15 protein-coding genes are annotated in these 16,948 nt (G+C 53.8%); 2 read left to right on the forward strand and 13 right to left on the reverse strand.

Annotated elements, in window-relative coordinates:
• Positions 1-2: 2 nt before the first annotated feature.
• The 3 genes from KHS78_RS17945 to rnr are packed head-to-tail and all read right to left on the reverse strand — an operon-like array spanning position 3 to position 4,306.
• Positions 3-935 (reverse strand): D-2-hydroxyacid dehydrogenase, encoded by a 933-nt coding sequence (locus tag KHS78_RS17945; protein ID WP_211830007.1) that lies wholly within the window; start codon positions 933-935, stop codon positions 3-5.
• 49 nt (positions 936-984) lie between these two features.
• Entirely contained in the window at positions 985-1,728 is a 744-nt protein-coding gene (gene rlmB / locus KHS78_RS17950) for a 23S rRNA (guanosine(2251)-2'-O)-methyltransferase RlmB (RefSeq protein ID WP_211830008.1), read from the reverse strand.
• 58 nt (positions 1,729-1,786) lie between these two features.
• Positions 1,787-4,306 (reverse strand): ribonuclease R, encoded by a 2,520-nt coding sequence (gene rnr / locus KHS78_RS17955; RefSeq protein WP_211830009.1) that lies wholly within the window; start codon positions 4,304-4,306, stop codon positions 1,787-1,789.
• A gap of 212 nt (positions 4,307-4,518) precedes the next feature.
• Between rnr and KHS78_RS17960 the strand changes: the two genes are divergently transcribed.
• Positions 4,519-4,968, forward strand: a complete 450-nt coding sequence (locus tag KHS78_RS17960; protein ID WP_211830011.1) for a hypothetical protein — start codon at positions 4,519-4,521, stop codon at positions 4,966-4,968.
• A gap of 61 nt (positions 4,969-5,029) precedes the next feature.
• Here the strand turns inward: KHS78_RS17960 and KHS78_RS17965 are convergent, their stop codons facing one another.
• The 8 genes from KHS78_RS17965 to miaA all read right to left on the reverse strand — a co-directional run bounded on the left by KHS78_RS17965 (position 5,030) and on the right by miaA (position 13,279).
• Positions 5,030-6,340, reverse strand: coding sequence for an adenylosuccinate synthase (locus KHS78_RS17965; protein WP_211830012.1), 1,311 nt, complete (start codon positions 6,338-6,340; stop codon positions 5,030-5,032).
• 89 nt (positions 6,341-6,429) lie between these two features.
• Entirely contained in the window at positions 6,430-7,605 is a 1,176-nt protein-coding gene (locus KHS78_RS17970) for an ATP phosphoribosyltransferase regulatory subunit (RefSeq protein ID WP_211830014.1), read from the reverse strand.
• Positions 7,606-7,630: 25 nt separating this feature from the next.
• On the reverse strand, positions 7,631-7,822 hold the full coding sequence (locus KHS78_RS17975; protein ID WP_211830016.1) for a DUF2065 domain-containing protein: 192 nt from the start codon (positions 7,820-7,822) through the stop codon (positions 7,631-7,633).
• Between the two features lie 138 nt (positions 7,823-7,960).
• Positions 7,961-8,833, reverse strand: a complete 873-nt coding sequence (gene hflC / locus KHS78_RS17980) for a protease modulator HflC (RefSeq protein WP_211830017.1) — start codon at positions 8,831-8,833, stop codon at positions 7,961-7,963.
• Positions 8,830-10,002, reverse strand: coding sequence for an FtsH protease activity modulator HflK (gene hflK, locus KHS78_RS17985; RefSeq protein WP_211830018.1), 1,173 nt, complete (start codon positions 10,000-10,002; stop codon positions 8,830-8,832). The genes hflC and hflK overlap by 4 nt, the downstream gene beginning before the upstream one ends.
• Positions 10,003-10,321: 319 nt before the next feature.
• Positions 10,322-11,617 carry a ribosome rescue GTPase HflX gene (gene hflX / locus KHS78_RS17990; RefSeq protein WP_211830019.1) on the reverse strand — a complete coding sequence of 432 codons (1,296 nt, stop codon included), beginning with the start codon at positions 11,615-11,617 and terminating at the stop codon, positions 10,322-10,324.
• Between the two features lie 192 nt (positions 11,618-11,809).
• The gene (gene hfq, locus KHS78_RS17995) at positions 11,810-12,055 is read right to left on the reverse strand and encodes an RNA chaperone Hfq (protein ID WP_211830020.1); all 246 of its coding nucleotides are present in this window, start codon (positions 12,053-12,055) and stop codon (positions 11,810-11,812) included.
• Between the two features lie 267 nt (positions 12,056-12,322).
• Entirely contained in the window at positions 12,323-13,279 is a 957-nt protein-coding gene (gene miaA / locus KHS78_RS18000) for a tRNA (adenosine(37)-N6)-dimethylallyltransferase MiaA (protein ID WP_211830021.1), read from the reverse strand.
• Between the two features lie 176 nt (positions 13,280-13,455).
• On the opposite strand from miaA, the gene KHS78_RS18005 reads away from it, so the two are divergent.
• Complete coding sequence (locus KHS78_RS18005) at positions 13,456-14,127, forward strand: metal-dependent hydrolase (RefSeq protein ID WP_211830022.1); 672 nt, start codon at positions 13,456-13,458, stop codon at positions 14,125-14,127.
• Here KHS78_RS18005 and mutL read toward each other — a convergent pair.
• Both mutL and KHS78_RS18015 read right to left on the reverse strand, forming a co-directional pair.
• Positions 14,124-16,043, reverse strand: coding sequence for a DNA mismatch repair endonuclease MutL (gene mutL, locus KHS78_RS18010; protein WP_211830024.1), 1,920 nt, complete (start codon positions 16,041-16,043; stop codon positions 14,124-14,126). The genes KHS78_RS18005 and mutL overlap by 4 nt on opposite strands.
• A 97-nt stretch (positions 16,044-16,140) precedes the next feature.
• Entirely contained in the window at positions 16,141-16,809 is a 669-nt protein-coding gene (locus KHS78_RS18015; RefSeq protein WP_211830026.1) for an energy-coupling factor ABC transporter permease, read from the reverse strand.
• Positions 16,810-16,948 lie beyond the last annotated feature (139 nt).

Consider the following 16,948-nt stretch of genomic DNA (forward strand, 5'->3'; position numbering starts at 1 on the left):
CATCAGCGGGTCAGAAATGCTATCACGTTATCAGCTGCCATATTTACCAGCTTCTGGCGTGCTGACTTGGATGCCCAGGCACAATGGGGTGTCACAATCAGGTTAGGTATATTGCTATCCAGAAGCACATTACCATTAACGGGCGGTTCTTCACTGAGTACATCGAAACCTGCTCCGCCCAGACGTCCTTGTTTCAGCGCTTCTGACAACGCATCTTCGTCCACAAGGCCACCACGTGCTGTGTTAATTAACAACGCGTGAGGCTGCATCAATGATAAACGACGGCTATCAATCAAATGCCGTGTTTGCTCGGTCAACGGACAGTGGAGGCTGACCACATCCGCCTGAGCCAATCCTTCATCAAGCGCCATTCTGTCTCTCGCACAGGTGGGTGAACCGGGAATCGCTGCAATCAAGACTTCCATACCGAATGCTTCAGCCAGACGGAAAACCGCCTGCCCCAGTTCACCATATCCGATTATGAGCAACTTGCGCCCCTGCAATTCCATGATTGGATAATCCAACAGGCAAAACATCGGGCTGGCAGACCAGGTGCCATCCCGACTTGCCCGGGCATAGTGTGGTTGTGATGTAGCAAGAGAAAGTATCAGTGCAAATGCGTGCTGCGCGACGCTGGCTGTTCCATAACCGGTCACATTAGTGACCTTGATGCCCCATTGACCGGCAGCTTCAAGGTCAACATTGTTCATCCCTGTCGCCATGACACCGATGTAACGCAAGGCCGGAAACGTTGCCATATGCTCACGGGTGATGACCACTTTATTGGATAACACGACAGCCGCATCCTGAATACGCTCTGCGACCTCTTCCGGAGAGGTCATATCGTATACAGTCCACTCAAGGTCAATATCAGTCAATGGGCTGATATCAACGCCAGGGCCAAGTGTTGCCCAATCCAGGATCACCCCTTTCATACTCCCCCCCAAACACCCACAACTGCGCTTTTGTTATTTACGTATCCACTCAGGCCTTGATCCGTTGACGTACCGCTTCAAACAGGCAGACACCCGTGGCAACCGATACATTCAGGCTACTCACGGTACCACTCATGGGCAGGTGTACCAGAGCGTCGCAGTGTTCACGGGTCAACCGGCGCATGCCTTTGTCCTCTGCCCCCATAACCAATGCCAGTGATCCAACAAGATCTGTCGTATAAATATTACTGCTGGCTTCACCGGCTGTACCAATCATCCAGATCCCACGCTCTTTCAACTCACGCATGGTTCGAGCCAGATTAGTGACTGTCACCAATGGCACGGTATCGGCTGCGCCACAGGCAATCTTTCGGGCGGTCCCATTAAGTGGTGCGGAATTATCCTTAGGCACAATCACCGCGTGCACGCCCGCCGCATCGGCGGAACGCAGGCAGGCACCCAGGTTATGGGGATCGGTAATACTGTCCAGAATCAGCAGGAACGGTGGTTCACTGAGATTATCCAGCAATTCATACAGTTCATTTTCCCGATACACCCGGGCTTCACGCACCATGGCAACCACGCCTTGGTGATTACCGTCTGCCTTTCGTTCCAATCGCTCACGGTCGACGAAACGCACAGGAATACCGGTCTCTTCCGCTTGCTGGATCAGATGGTCAATCCGTCCACCGCGTTTGCCCCGCTGGAACCAGATTTCAAGAATCTGATCTGGACGTGTATCCAACAATGCCTGGACGGCATGAACACCAAAACAACCTTCACTACTACTCATTGACTCTCTCCGCCCAGCAGTCAAAACAACCGGGCTGCATTACAACTTCACCGCCCCATTATCGTGTGATGGAGCGTTTCCTCGGTGTCCGTGCCGGTGCTTTACCGGTCCCTTTTTTAGCCGCTGGCTTTTTTATCGCTTTACGTGTGCTACTGTCAGTCGTTTTTTTGGCTGGCTTACTACCCGCTTTCGCCTTTTTGTTACCGCTGGCCTTACCACCTTTTACCTTCTTTTTACGCGAAGGCTTTTTGCCGGATGGTCTATCCTCAGTCCTCGCGGCACGGCGTCTGTCTTTTGTGGTTTCCTGTTTACGTGCCGTTGTACGGCCTTTACGACGACTTTGCGGCGCATCTTCCAGTTCAAAGTCGATCGTTTTTTCATCCAGGTCGACCCGAACGACGCGCACGCGCAGCGCATCACCAAGACGGAACATCATGGCCGTACGCTCACCCACCAGACGCTGCTGAGACGACTCAAAATGGTAATAGTCACCCGGGAGGTTACTGATATGTACGAGACCGGTCACATAAATATCATTGAGTTCAACAAACAACCCAAAGCCGGTCACCGTGGCGATCAATCCGTCGTACACCTCCCCAATATGTCCCTGCATATACTGACATTTCAGGGAATCCATGGCATCGCGGGTCGCATCGTCAGCGCGCCGTTCCGCCATGGAACAGTGCTCACCCAGCGCCAGCATTTCTGCCGTTTCATAAGGGAAAATGGATTGTTTCTTAAGAACGGTGGCACCCTCAACCCGCTTAACATGGCGGGAGGGCAGCTCAGAGCGAATCACATACCGTATGGCACGGTGTACCAACAGATCAGGGTAGCGCCGAATCGGCGACGTAAAATGGGCATACGCAGGATAAGCCAGACCAAAATGGCCAATATTATCCGGACTGTAGACCGCCTGGCTCAATGAGCGCAGCAGCATGGTCTGGATAATCAGAAAGTCGGGGCGATCCTTGATCCGTTCCAGCAGCTGTTGGTAGTCACTGGGTTCGGGCTGGGTTTTGCCTGGCAGGAACAGCCCCAGCTCCCCCAGGAAACTGTAGAGGTTCTCCAGCTTTTCGCTGCTGGGCCCTTCGTGGATACGATAAAGCGCCGGCAGCGCATGTTTCTCCAGGAATCTGGCCGTCGCCACGTTGGCGCAGAGCATACATTCCTCGATCAGCCGATGGGCATCATTACGCTCCGTCGGTACGATCTTCTCAATCTTGCGATCTTCACTGAAGACAATCCGCGTTTCCACCGTATCAAAATCGATGGCGCCACGTTCAACACGCCCGGCATGCAATACCTTGTAGAGCGTGTAAAGGGTATTCAGGTGAGATACCAGCTTCCCATAGGTTTTGGCAACCTGCAGCCCTTCAGGACTCTCCGGATGCTCCAACAGCGCGCTGACCTCGGTATAGGTCAACCGGGCATGAGACTGAATCAACCCTTCATAAAACTGGTAGCCGCTGATTTTACCGCGGCCGCTGATGGTCATCTCACAGACCATGGCCAACCGATCCACCTTTGGGTTCAGCGAGCAGAGGCCGTTGGATAACACCTCCGGCAGCATCGGAATGACATGCCCGGGAAAATAGACAGATGTCCCGCGATTATTCGCTTCATCATCCAGTGCGGTGCCAGGCTTCACATAATGGGAAACATCAGCAATCGCGACAAACAAACGCCAGCCACCACTGCGCTTTTTCTCGCAATAGACGGCATCATCAAAATCACGGGCATCCTCACCATCAATGGTGACAAACGGCAGCTCTCTCAGATCGACTCGATGCTTCTTGTCCCGGCTCGGTACATTGGGCGAAAAGCCGCTGACCTGCGCCTCAACGTCTTCCGGCCAGGTATGGGGAATATTGTGGCTGCGCACCGCAATTTCCACTTCCATGCCCGGCGCCATCTTGTCGCCAAGGATTTCTTTGACGATACCTGTCGCCAGTGCACGCCTCGTGGGATACTCAATGATCTCCACAACCACATACTGGCCACGCAGTGGCAACAGTGGTCCCGGTTTGATCATTATCTCACTGGTCATACGACGATGATCAGGCTCTACGAACCCCGTGCCATCCCGTTCAAAATATTTTCCGACGACCTGGGTGACGCTGCGCTCAAGGATTTCAACGACCGCGCAGTAGCGTCGGCCACGGTTATCCACGTCCGTTTCCCGGACAACCACCCGGTCGCCGTCATAGAGTTCACCCATCTGGCGGGAAGTCAGGAACAAGTCATCGCCGTCCCCATCAGGCAGGACAAACCCAAACCCATCGCGATGCCCCTGCACCTTGCCGGTGATCAGGTCCATCTTGTTGAGCAGGCCGAACGCCCCCCTACGGGTCTGGATCAACTGACCATCCCGCGCCATGGCGATCAAACGACGTCGCAGGGCTTCGACCTGGTCGTCCTCTTCCAGCTCGAACTCACGGCAAAGGACGTCATGAGTTGCAGGCGCCCCCCGGTCATCCAGGTAGGACATAATCAAGGCGCGGCTGGGCACAGGGTTGTCATAACTCTGTTTTTCCTGCTTCGCGTTCGGGTCGGCGTCTCTCCACCATTCTGGCATGGGTCATCCTGATCAAATCTGTTTGCCTGAAGCCCTGCCTGCATCAACGCTGATGCCATGGTCGGACTCACTGATAGCCTGCTGCATAGTATACGCAGCCCTCTCGTGACTAGCGATGACGGCTTATCGGTAATTTGCCGGTTTTTCCTGCTGCGTCTACCTTTCCTGCACCGGTTTAAGAAGCAAAAATGGTATTGAAGGAATCATTCAATATGCCTGAAGAGAACCATACCAGCCTGTTTGACGAGCTAACACGAATAGGCATCAATGCAGATTTGGCGCGCAGAATGGATAAATCGCTGGATCCTGAGCATGTCGCCACGAAAAAGGATTTAATGGTCTTTCAGGAGACTATGCTGCAAATGCAGTTTCGCAATGAAAAAACCATGTCAGATCTACGGGAAGATGTTCGATCGGTTGCTTCAGATGTCAGGGATCTCCGTTCAGAAGTGCATGGAGAGGTTGGCTCACTGAAAGCAGACATTAAAGAGGTGAGGGCTGAAATCAAGGAAGTAAGGGCGGAAATGAAAACAGATATCGCAGCCGTACGCACCGAGATGCATGGCTTAAGTCGGCAGTTCTGGATTACCTTCGGAGGTCTGATCACCACCATCCTCAGTGTATTTCTGGTGAACTGGTACTTTCACGCCCTGACAGGCTAACCCCCAATTCCACAGAGGCCGACCCTGATATACAGGGTCGGCACATCACCTTAATCAGCGATCAGGCGAAAGGGTGACGCAGGATAATGGTCTCGTTACGGTCAGGGCCGGTAGAGATAATATCCACCGGCGCACCGGCAATCTCTTCTACCCGTTTGATATAAGCACGGGCGTTTTCCGGCAGTGCGTCCAGGCTCTTGGCACCAAAGGTAGACTCTGACCAGCCGGGCAACTCTTCGTAAACCGGTGTCAGGCTTTCATACTCTTCAATGTCGATCGGAGTGACAATTTCTTCACCCTCGGCATTACGGTAAGCCGTACAAACCTTCACGGTTTCCAGACCGTCCAGCACGTCCAGCTTGGTCAGGCACAGGCCAGAAACACTGTTGATCTGAATAGCCTGGCGGAGGGCAACGGCATCCAGCCAACCACAGCGACGGGGACGACCGGTTGTCGCACCAAACTCGTGGCCTTTCTCCGCCAGATAAGCACCGGTTTCATTGTGCTGACCACCTTCATCCAGCAGTTCGGTCGGGAACGGGCCGGAGCCAACACGGGTGGTGTAAGCCTTGGTAATACCCAGCACGTAGTCCAGATACAGGGGACCCATACCACTACCGGTTGCAGTACCACCGGCGGTTGTGTTGGAAGAGGTCACGAAAGGATACGTACCGTGATCGATATCCAGCATGGAACCCTGGGCACCTTCGAACATGATGCTCTCACCCTGACGACGGTGGTCGTGCAGGCTGTCGCTGACGCGATCAATCATGGGTGCCAGCTCTTTACCCATGGCCAGCGCTTCATCCAGCTGCTTCTGGAAATCAACGGGCTCGGCCTTGTAGTAGTGCTGCAGAACGAAGTTGTGATATTCCAGTACGGATTTCAGTTTCTCCGCGAAACGCTCCGGATGCAGAAGATCCCCCAGACGCAGGCCACGACGGGATACCTTGTCCTCGTAAGACGGGCCGATACCACGACCGGTGGTGCCAATTTTGTCCTTGCCCAGAGCCGCTTCACGCGCCTGGTCCAGTGCGACATGGTAGGAAAGGATCAGCGGGCAGGCCGGGCTCAGGCGCAAACGCTCACGAACAGGCACACCTCGCTCTTCCAGCTCAGCCATCTCCTTGAGCAGGGCTTCCGGAGACAGTACAACACCATTGCCGATATAGCAGGTTACGTTGTCACGCAGGATACCGGATGGAATGAGGTGAAGTACGGTCTTTTCGCCGTCAATAACCAGCGTGTGACCCGCATTATGGCCGCCCTGAAAACGCACGACAGCAGATGCCTGATCAGTCAGCAGGTCAACAATCTTGCCCTTGCCTTCGTCGCCCCACTGGGTTCCCAGAATGACTACGTTCTTGCCCATGATAAAGTCTCAGTAAAAAAAAAATGTCCGCCCGGAAAGACTATTGTCGTTTACCGGCGGCACCCACCCAGTTCCTTCTGACGTTGACGTCAGCCCACCGGTACCACCTGCCAGCTGCCATCTGTCAGTTTCAGTTCGCGATCACATCCGATATCCCGGGCAGACTCGGTTTGTCCAGGTAAACTGTAGATCACTTTTTGACCCTGTTCGCGCAGATGTCTGACCACTGTTTTATCAGCATCAACGGGCGCCAGAATGCCACGTATAGCCTCTGGCTCACCATTACCCAAGCGCATCAGGGCTTTCAAATCAGTACTGAAACCCGTGGCCGGGCGTGCCCGGCCAAAAACCTCACCAATGCCGTCATAACGTCCACCCTTGGCGATGGCCTGCCCTTCTTCGGGCAGGTAGGCGGAGAACACGACACCCGTATGGTAGTTATAGCCCCGGAGTTCAGAGAGGTCGAAATAGAGTTCAACCTGCGGATATCCCTCTGAAAGGTGATCCGCAATCGTCTCCAGGGTATCGATCGCCTCAATGACGGATGCAGGTGCATCAACCAGCATCGTCCTTGCGTCACCCAGAATCTCTCGCCCACCACTGAGGCGTGACAACTCCGTCAGCATACGCCCAATGGAGGGAGCAACAGCCCAATCGGCCAGATATTGCTGAATCTCCGGGTTCGCCTTGCGTTGCAGTGCGTCGAAAAGTTCTGCTTCCTGAATACTGTTCAGGCCAGCAGCGCTGGTCAGCTGCCTGAAAATATCCACATGACCAAGATCTACGTGTGGATTGTCGATACCGACAGCAGCCAATGTTTCCAGCATGAGGCTGATCACCTCAATGTCGCTGGCGACACCAGCATGGCCGTACAGCTCCGCACCCACCTGAATCGGTGTTCGTGATGCAGCGAGCGAAGCCGGCCGGGTATGGAAGACACTGCCCGCATAACAAAGACGAGCAGGCGCGGTGCGATTCAGTGTATGTGCGTCCATCCGTGCAACCGCAGGGGTTGTATCCGCACGCAATCCCATCATGCGACCGGTCAGCTGATCCGTTATCTTGAACGTCTGCAGCTCCAGATCATTGCCGGCTCCAGCCGAGAGCGATTCCAGAAATTCAATATGCGGCGGTATCACCAGTTCGTAGCCCCAGGAGGCATACAGATCCAGCAATGTCCTGCGCATGGTTTCCACCTGCCACGCCTGGGGCGGCAGCACTTCCTCAATACCGTCGGGTAGCAGCCAGCGGTCGGCTATTGTCATGATTCTGCTCTCGCTTGCTAACGGTTCAACGCACCAGATACAGCAGCAGCGTACCTGCCAGCATACTGATCAGACCACAGATTCTGAGGGTACGGTCATCCACCGTCGCCAGTTGCTCTACCAGACGACGCCAGCGCTGAGGATAAAGGAAGGGAAGGATACCCTCCAGCACCAACAGCAGGCAGAAGGCTACGATAAGTTCATGCCAGAAACTCATACATCTCTCTGCAATCTGACCCGTACGACGCACATGAAAAAACCGGGCTTTCCCCGGTTTGCGCAATCATACCATCCGACTCGTGCGGGGTACATAAAAACGCCCGGATGGTTCCGGGCGTTTTTATCACAGACAGGATTATTGCTTACCTGACGCGCTATTCATGAACTGGAAGAACTCACTATCAGGCTCCAGCAGCAGGATGTCCGAGCTGCTGTCGAAGGTTTCGCGATAGGCTCTCAGGCTACGGTAGAACGAGTAGAACTCTGTATCCTCACCATAAGCCTTGGAGTAGATAGCGGCTGCCTTGGCATCACCTTCACCGCGAGTCTTTTGAGAATCACGGTAAGCCGCAGCGATGATAACCTGACGCTCACGATCCGCATTCGCGCGAATCGCCTTGGCCATCTCGCTACCCTTGGAGCGATACTCCTGGGCTTCCTTACGACGCTCAGATGACATCCGATCAAAGACCGAGTCGCTGACCTGAGGAGGCAGGTCAATCTTCTTGACCCGTACGTCCAGCACCTGCATACCCAGCCGCTCTACTGACCGGTTAAGGGTCTCAGTAATCTCGGTCATCAGCTCATCACGTTGACCGGATACGACCTCGTTCAATGTCAGAACACCAAACTTCTCCCTCAAGCGTGAACCCGCACGCTGGGACAGCAGGGTATTGGCACGGAATGCATCGCCGGACGTGGACCGGTAAAACTCCTGCACATTTGCGATACGCCACTTGATGTAGGCATCGACAATAACGGCTTTCTTCTCCTGAGTGAAGAAACGTTCCTGTGGCACATCCAGGGTCTGGATACGGCCATCGAACACACGCAGCTTGTCAATAAAAGGTATCTTGAAATGCAGCCCTGGCTTCACATCCGGCTTGACGATTTCACCAAAGCGCAGCAGTACCGCACGTTCACGCTCGGACACCACATACACACTGCTGATAACACCCAGTAATACGACACCGATCAGGATCAGGGCAGTCATGGCTTTAGAGTTCATCGTACACTCCTCCCTGTCCGGGCATTGGATGCGCGACGGTTCAATTCAGCCGTGACACGATCCGCCAGCTCATCCAACTCCTGCGCTGTCAGCTCACCGGTGGCGCCGGTTGAGGAAGAACTCTTTTTCTGCTTCTCCATCAACTTATCCAGCGGCAGGTACATCATATTGTTACCACCTTTGACATCCACCAGCACCTTGCTGGTTGAGCCAAGAACATCCTGCATTGTGTCGAGATAGAGACGCTCACGGGTAACACCGGGCGCTTTCTTGTATTCCGCCAGCAGCTTTGTGAATCGTTCCGCCTCACCTTCTGAACGGGAAACCACCTCCTCACGGTAACCGTTAGCTTCCTCAAGGATACGCTGGGCATCACCTCGGGCTTCCGGCACGACCTGGTTGGCATAGGCCTCCGCTTCGTTCTTGGCGCGCTCCTCGTCCTCACGGGCACGGATGACGTCATCGAACGCTGCCTGCACCTGCTTGGGTGGATGCGCACTTTCCACGTTGACCTTACTGATATACAGACCGGTACCGTAGTTGTTCAGGTAAGTCTGCAGACGCTCCTTAACTTCATCACCGAGCACCTCACGGCCTTCTGTCAACACGGAGTGCATTTCAGAACTACCAACCACATGGCGCAGCGCACTCTGAGTCGCCTCTTTCAAGGCTTTATCAGGGTTCGCAACATTCAGCACATAATCCTGCAGATTGGAAATGTTGTACTGGACCGATAACGCGACCTCGACGATATTCTCATCTTCAGTCAGCATTTCCTGGCTGACCGGGTACGAACGGTATTCGGTTACCACGTCCTGAAATTTGGTTTCAAATGGCGGAAAATACATATGCAGACCAGGGTCGACAGTCTCTACATATTTACCAAAGCGGAGGATAACCGCCCGCTCCTTTTCGTCCACCACATAAATTGCGTTGAACAGGTACGCCACAATCGCGATGACGACCGCGCCGACCACCAGGCCGCCACCGCCCCCACCACCGGAAGGACGCCTGCCTGAAGAAGGGCCACCCTTGCCACCAAAAATGCCGCTGAGTTTCTGTTGAAACTTGCGTAATGCCTCATCCAGATCCGGCGGACCCTGGTTACCACCACGGTTTCCACCACCCCAGGGATCCTGTTTATTTCCACCCGGCTCGTTCCAGGCCATAGAGTTCTCCGTCGTCAGAGTTGCACAACTACTGTCTGAGCATCCTGCAAGGATACAGGGAAAGAGCGGTGCCGCCACTACTATCGGATAAAGATCCGAAAGCCGGTACGGCATAACGGCAGTTGCCCCTGGCATCCGCAGCCTTGTGGCTACGTTCCTGATTGCCAATAACGCAGATTGTAGAGTTTCACGGATACCGGAAGCAACCATGCGCGGTCAGCGAGCACCAGAATAGCAGAAGACCAAGCATGAATACGTACTTACCGATAATGCATCACTATACCATTTTGTACCGTATTACCAATGCCATCAGACCGAATTAATCCTGTTCAAGGACATAAGCAGAGGCATCCATCCCTTCCTGGTTGAGCAACCGAACCAGCTCATCACGGGGCATGCGTATTTCCAACAAAGGTTGTCCGTTGTCATCATACGCTTCGGACTGGACCACGCCCATGCCATACAGGCGCGCACGTAACCGCCCATTGCCAAAGCCCAGTGGCACGCATTCATGAACAATGTCTCCGGCCAGCAGCTCGGCGACAGCCTGATGCACCAGCTCCAATCCCTGCCCATTCATCGCAGAGACCCAGACCCGACGCGGGCGACCGTGTTCATCCCGGTCAATGTGAGGTTCAACACCCGGCATCAGGTCGATCTTGTTATAGACATCCAGACGCGGCAGCTCATGGGCATCAATCTCTTCCAGCACCAAGGCCACTTGGTCAATGTTCTCCTGTCGCTCTGGATCATGACTGTCGATCACGTGCAACAGCAGATCAGCACCCGCCGACTCTTCCAGCGTTGCCCGAAAAGCCTGTACCAGCTTATGCGGCAAATGACGTATAAATCCCACCGTATCGGCCAGGATAACAGAACCAAAATCCACCATCTGAATCTTGCGCAGCGTCGGATCAAGGGTTGCAAACAGTTGATCGGCAGCATAGACATCCGATTCGGTCAGCACATTAAACAGTGTCGACTTGCCCGCATTGGTATAACCCACCAACGACACTAACGGTATCTCAGCCCGTTTACGGGAACGCCGGCTCTGATCACGCTGGCTGCGTACCTTATCCAGGCGCCGATGAATGGATTTGATGCGTACCCGCAACAACCGCCGATCCGTTTCCAGCTGGGTTTCCCCAGGACCGCGCAGACCGATCCCCCCTTTCTGGCGTTCCAGGTGGGTCCAGCCACGCACCAGCCGGGTACTCATGTGTTCCAGCTGCGCCAGCTCGACCTGCAACTTACCTTCATGGGTGCGGGCACGCTGAGCAAAGATATCGAGAATAAGACCGGTTCGGTCAACCACGCGGCATTTCAGTTCACGCTCCAGGTTACGTTCCTGGCTGGGACTCAGTGCGTGGTTAAACAAAACCACTTCCGCCCCGGTTGCAAGCACATGCTGACGGATCTCTTCCAGTTTACCGATACCGACAAAATAGCGGGGGCTGATGTTACCACCCGGTACCGTTAAAAATGCAGCTTCTTCAACACCGGAGGAACGCACCAGTTCACGAAATTCGGAAGGATCTTCCCTGTCCTGTTCGTTATAGCATTCAGGGTGCACCAAGACCGCTTTTTCACCACCTTCATGGCGCTCAAAAAACAAACTACAGCTCCTGATTAATCAATGGATAGGCGCAATATGCACGTATCAGCCGGTACTCGGCAACAACAAAAAACCGGATACCGTTAGAAACGGTATCCGGTTTTTTGCAAATCCTGTTAGGAGAGGTACGGAACTCGCCCGGGCGATTGCTCGTAAACAGCTCGAGATTCAGAGAGCACCAGACCTCAGGATTCAGTCCTGAACCTCTTGTCCAGGCTCCTGCATGGGCAGGCGAACGGGACGACCTGGAACAACAGTGGAAACTGCGTGCTTATAAACCATCTGACTGACGGTGTTCTTCAGCAGGATCACGAACTGATCAAAAGACTCAATCTGACCCTGCAACTTGATGCCGTTAACCAGGTAAATGGATACGGGTACTCGCTCTTTGCGAAGAACGTTGAGGTAAGGGTCTTGTAGGGAATGCCCTTTTGACATTTCCGTACTCCTTCTTATTTGTCGAATTATTTAAAGCCTGTGCTCTAGTCCGATAAGACTGTATATCTAGAGTAGCATGTTCTTCCTGCGTAGACAGGAAATTGATCACTCCACATACAGCCTGCAAGGGTCGAGCAACCTTAGGTCAGGCACCTTATACGTACAATAAGTAATACTAGCTACTGCATGGCCAACTTGCAGATGACAATCAATAACCTGTGAGCCGTCTGACCCTCGGCACATCAGCCTTCCGAAAAACCATGTCCTCTATGTGAGGTTAGGGGTGATAACTTTCAAGGCGTCATCCACCAGATTCGGTGACAGGCTGTCTAGCCAGTTGAGGTCAGGCCAGCTCCGCAACCAGGTCAGCTGACGTTTTGCCAGTTGCCGTGTTGCGATCACACTACGTTCGACCATCTCATCGAATGTTAGTTCCCCTGCCAGATGCTCCCATGCCTGCCGGTAACCGACAGAACGAATCGCCGGCAGTTTGCAGTCCAGATCACCGCGGGCATATAAATGATTCATCTCATCCATAAAGCCCTGTTCGAGCATCTGGTGAAAGCGCAGCGCAATCCGTTCATGCAAAACCCTGCGTTCTTCAGGGGCAACGGCCAGGTTGATCAGGCGGTAGGGGAAATCATCACCGCCAGCCTTATTTTCAGCCTGCTCTTCTCGCAGTTCCGTCATGGTCCGGCCACTGACCAGATAAACTTCCAACGCACGGGATAACCGTTGTGGATCCGTCGGGTGAATCCTGGCAGCAGACACCGGGTCAACCGCAGTCAACCGTTCATGCACGGCAGGCCAACCCTCTTGCCCTGCCTGTGCCATGATTTCCTGACGCACTTTGTCATCAGCCGCCGGCAATTCCGCCAGACCATCCCGAAGCGTTTTGAAATACAGCATGGTACCGCCGACCAGCAGCGGGATACGCCTTTTCCCGGAAATGTCCGCCATTTCATTCAGTGCATCCTGACGGAACTCAGCCGCAGAATACGGTTCGGACGGATCCCGGATATCAATCAGCCGATGGGGCGCCTTGGCCAGTAATTCAGCATCCGGCTTGGCAGAACCGATATCCATTCCGCGGTACACCAGGGCAGAATCAACGCTGATGATGTCACAATGCAGCCGTTGCGCGAGCGATACCGCCAGATCCGTTTTCCCGGAAGCCGTTGGCCCCATGAGGAAGATGGCGAGAGGTTTGCGGTTATCGGTCATAAAAACAAGTACAACTATCTTACATTCAAATAAAAAATTAAGCCGTGCATTCTAATCGAAACCGCCTGCCAGGGTGATCCTTTTATCTTATCTTTACGTCTTGCAATGACTTGCTCCTGAGCATCCAGCCATTAGAATTCCGCCCCTTCTGTTTGATAAGCGTACTCAAGGATGCCATGGCCAATTTTAATACACACCTGAGCCTCGCGGGCATTGGCAGCGGTTTACTTGCCAGTGCCGCCATAGCAGCCGGTGTCTCGACAACCAGCGAAGGCATGGTGCTCTGGCTCACCGGTACTCTTGGCGGCCTTCTACCGGATGTGGATGCCGATAACTCCTCATCCCTGAAAGTGGTTTTTAACTGTATTGCCCTGCTGTTGACGGTGGTGATTATCGTGCGCCTCAGTCACACCCAGCCACTGACACAAGTCTGGTTGATCATCATAGGCGTCTATCTCTGCCTGCGCTGGCTCGCACTGCCGCTTTTCAAACAATTCACGGTACACCGAGGCAGTTGGCATTCGCTGTTGACCGGTCTGACGCTCAGTTTACTTGTGACAGATATCGCCTGGCATGTGGTCGGTGTCAGTGCCACCTTTGCCTGGCTGTTGGGAATTTTCCTGGGGGTTGGTTTCCTGATCCACCTGTTGCTGGATGAGATCTACGCGTTTGATATTTCCGGCACCCGGTTCAAGCGCTCATTCGGGTCTGCCTGCAAACCCATTCCACTCAGCCAGCCGGTAGTATCCGGTGCACTATTACTCATCTGTGCCATGCTGGTTACCTGGCTTCCTCCACTTGCCGTACTGAAAGCCAGTCTTGCCACCTTTAGATCGATTCCGCTTTAACGGCCGCGTAAAAACAACTTATCCAGCTCTTCCAGAGAGAGCTGCGTCCAGGTTGGTCGCCCATGATTGCACTGTCCACTGCGCTCGGTGTGTTCCATATCCCGCAGCAGCGCATTCATTTCCGGCACCGTTAGACGACGATTGGCACGTACAGAGCCGTGGCAGGCCATAGTAGCCAGCAATTCGTTGATATGGGCTTCGATGCGATCACTGGCGCCATGTGTAGTGAAGTCCGCAATCACATCGCGTACGAGTTTTTCTACATCCGCGCCACGCAGTAATGCAGGTATCTGTCGTACAACCATCGTCTCTGGCCCCATACGCTCAAGTACAAAACCAAGACGACGAATCTGTTCATCATGCTCTTCGGCGGCATCAGCCTCACGACTGCTGACGGCAAGGGAATCGGGAACCAGCAACGGTTGTGTTTTGATCCCCTGCTCATGCCAGGATGTTTTCATGCGTTCATAGGTAATACGCTCATGGGCGGCATGCATATCGACCAACACCAACCCATGCTGGTTTTCAGACAGAATATAAATGCCTTTCAGTTGAGCAATAGCAAAGCCCAGGGGAGGAATATCCTCGTCATCACTAACCGGCAAGGAAGCGGTCACCTGCCCAATACCGGTTTCGCCAGACTGTTCTGCCGGCTCATGCAGGTTGCGATAAGCATTCAATTGCTCGCGAACCGGCATCGCGTCAGGCTTTCGGTCAACGGAGTAACTGTAACTTTGCTGTACAGGTGACACACTGCCACCCGCAGAGAGTGAAGACGCCGCAAATGAGGAGGATGGTGCAGAAACGGGTTGCTGCAGTTGCATCCGCTCTTGTCCCCCAAACTCTCCGGCATCAATCCCACTGATGGTCGCAGGCCTGGATTGCACGACAGACTGAGGCAACTGATCTTCCGGACGCACTTCTGCCAGCACCCGATTCAGTGTGCTGTAGAGAAAGTTATGCACCATACGACCATCACGGAAGCGCACTTCATGCTTGGTCGGATGCACATTCACATCCACCTGCGCCGGATCCAGTTCCAGAAACAGCACAAACACCGGATGACGGCCACCATACAGTACATCCCGGTAGGCCTGACGAACCGCATGCGCCACCAGCTTATCTTTAACTGTACGACCATTGACGTAGAAATACTGCAAATCCGCCTGGGCACGGGAAAAGGTCGGCAACCCTACCCAGCCCCAGAGACGCAAGCCCGATGCTTCAACATCCACCGCCACAGCATTCTCGATAAACTTCGCCCCGAAGATGCTGGCAACACGCCGCTCTTTTTCCGCCTGGGTTTTCGCCGGTCGTAGCTGGTGAATCACCCGCTGGTTATGGCGCAGGGTAAAACCGACATCGTAACGGCTCAGCGCCAGCCGCCGAATCACTTCTTCCAGATGGCTGAATTCCGTTTTTTCAGTCCGCAGGAACTTGCGCCGTGCCGGTGTGTTAAAAAACAGATCACGGACTTCGACCGTGGTACCAATGGGATGCGGCGCCGGTTTCTGCACCGTTTCCATATCTCGTCCTTCAGCAAACACCTGCCAGCCGGATTCCTGCCCTTCCACATTGGACGTCAGGGTCAGGCGGGCCACGGAACTGATACTAGCCAGCGCTTCCCCCCGGAAGCCCAAAGTCCCTACCGCTTCCAGGTCTTCCAGTGCGCTGATCTTGCTGGTCGCATGCCGACTCAGTGAAAGCGCCAGGTCATCCTGAGGAATACCGTGGCCGTTGTCGCGAATCTTGATTTGTTTAACGCCGCCAGCTTCCACATCCACTTCAAGGCGATCTGCACCTGCGTCCAGGCTGTTTTCCAGCAACTCCTTGACCACGGATGCCGGCCGCTCCACCACCTCACCGGCGGCGATTTGGTTGGCAAGACGGGGGCTTAACAAATGGATTCTGCGCATGATACTCGGCAACGGAAAGCACTCTGTGAATTCAGCCCAACATTATGCACCACTGCTGCCGGGAGTCGTAGCGCAAGCCGGAAAATATCCGAACCGTTTAACGACTGAGGTATTTGTCCTCATTGAAGGTACGCACAATATCTGGCGCAAATACGGTAGCCGCAGTCACTACTGTGCCGTTGAGAAACCCCTCGGGGAAGGCCAGCATGAACAGGTAGGGAGTAATGTTCGCCAGGGAAGCATGCAGCAATTCGGCGCCCGGCCAGAATGATAATCCGACCAAAACAGTAGCACTGACAATAACCGATAAAATCGCACCGATAAAACCACCGCCCAGCATATAGGCATACAGGTTAGTAAACGGCAATTTTTCGATACACCAGAGCACCAGCCTGCTGACGGATGCTGGAACAATAACGATCAACATCAGGTTAATCCCCAGACTGTATGCATCAGACAGATCTAGCAGCAGTAGACAACATTGAGCAATACAACCAGCAACGACCGCGAGACTCCAGCCAAACAACACAACAACGGCGGTAATACCCAGCATGTGGATCGTAATACCTGCGCCTGATAGCCTAACGCCCAATACCCAGAAACCCACCAAAAGCAGTATGGCTGCATAGAGACTGTGCTGCCGGGAAGCCTTCGCCTTTACTGCCTGCCACGGCGCAAAAAACAATGCTGCCAGCACTGAAATCAGGCTCAAAAACAAGCTACTGTATGCGAGAATCGCGGGGATCAGCGCGCTATCCAGATGCATTTTACGCCTCATTGCAGCAGTAAAGAGAAAATGACTGTACCCGCTTCCCGTTACTATCGGAACAACCAGCAGGTATTTCACTATTGAGCTTGAGTTATTTGATCCGTAATAACGAAAAACACAAAAAATGCCAACAAAG

The organism is Kistimonas asteriae (assembly GCF_018263925.1).
Taxonomy (GTDB): Bacteria; Pseudomonadota; Gammaproteobacteria; order Pseudomonadales; family Endozoicomonadaceae; genus Kistimonas; species Kistimonas asteriae.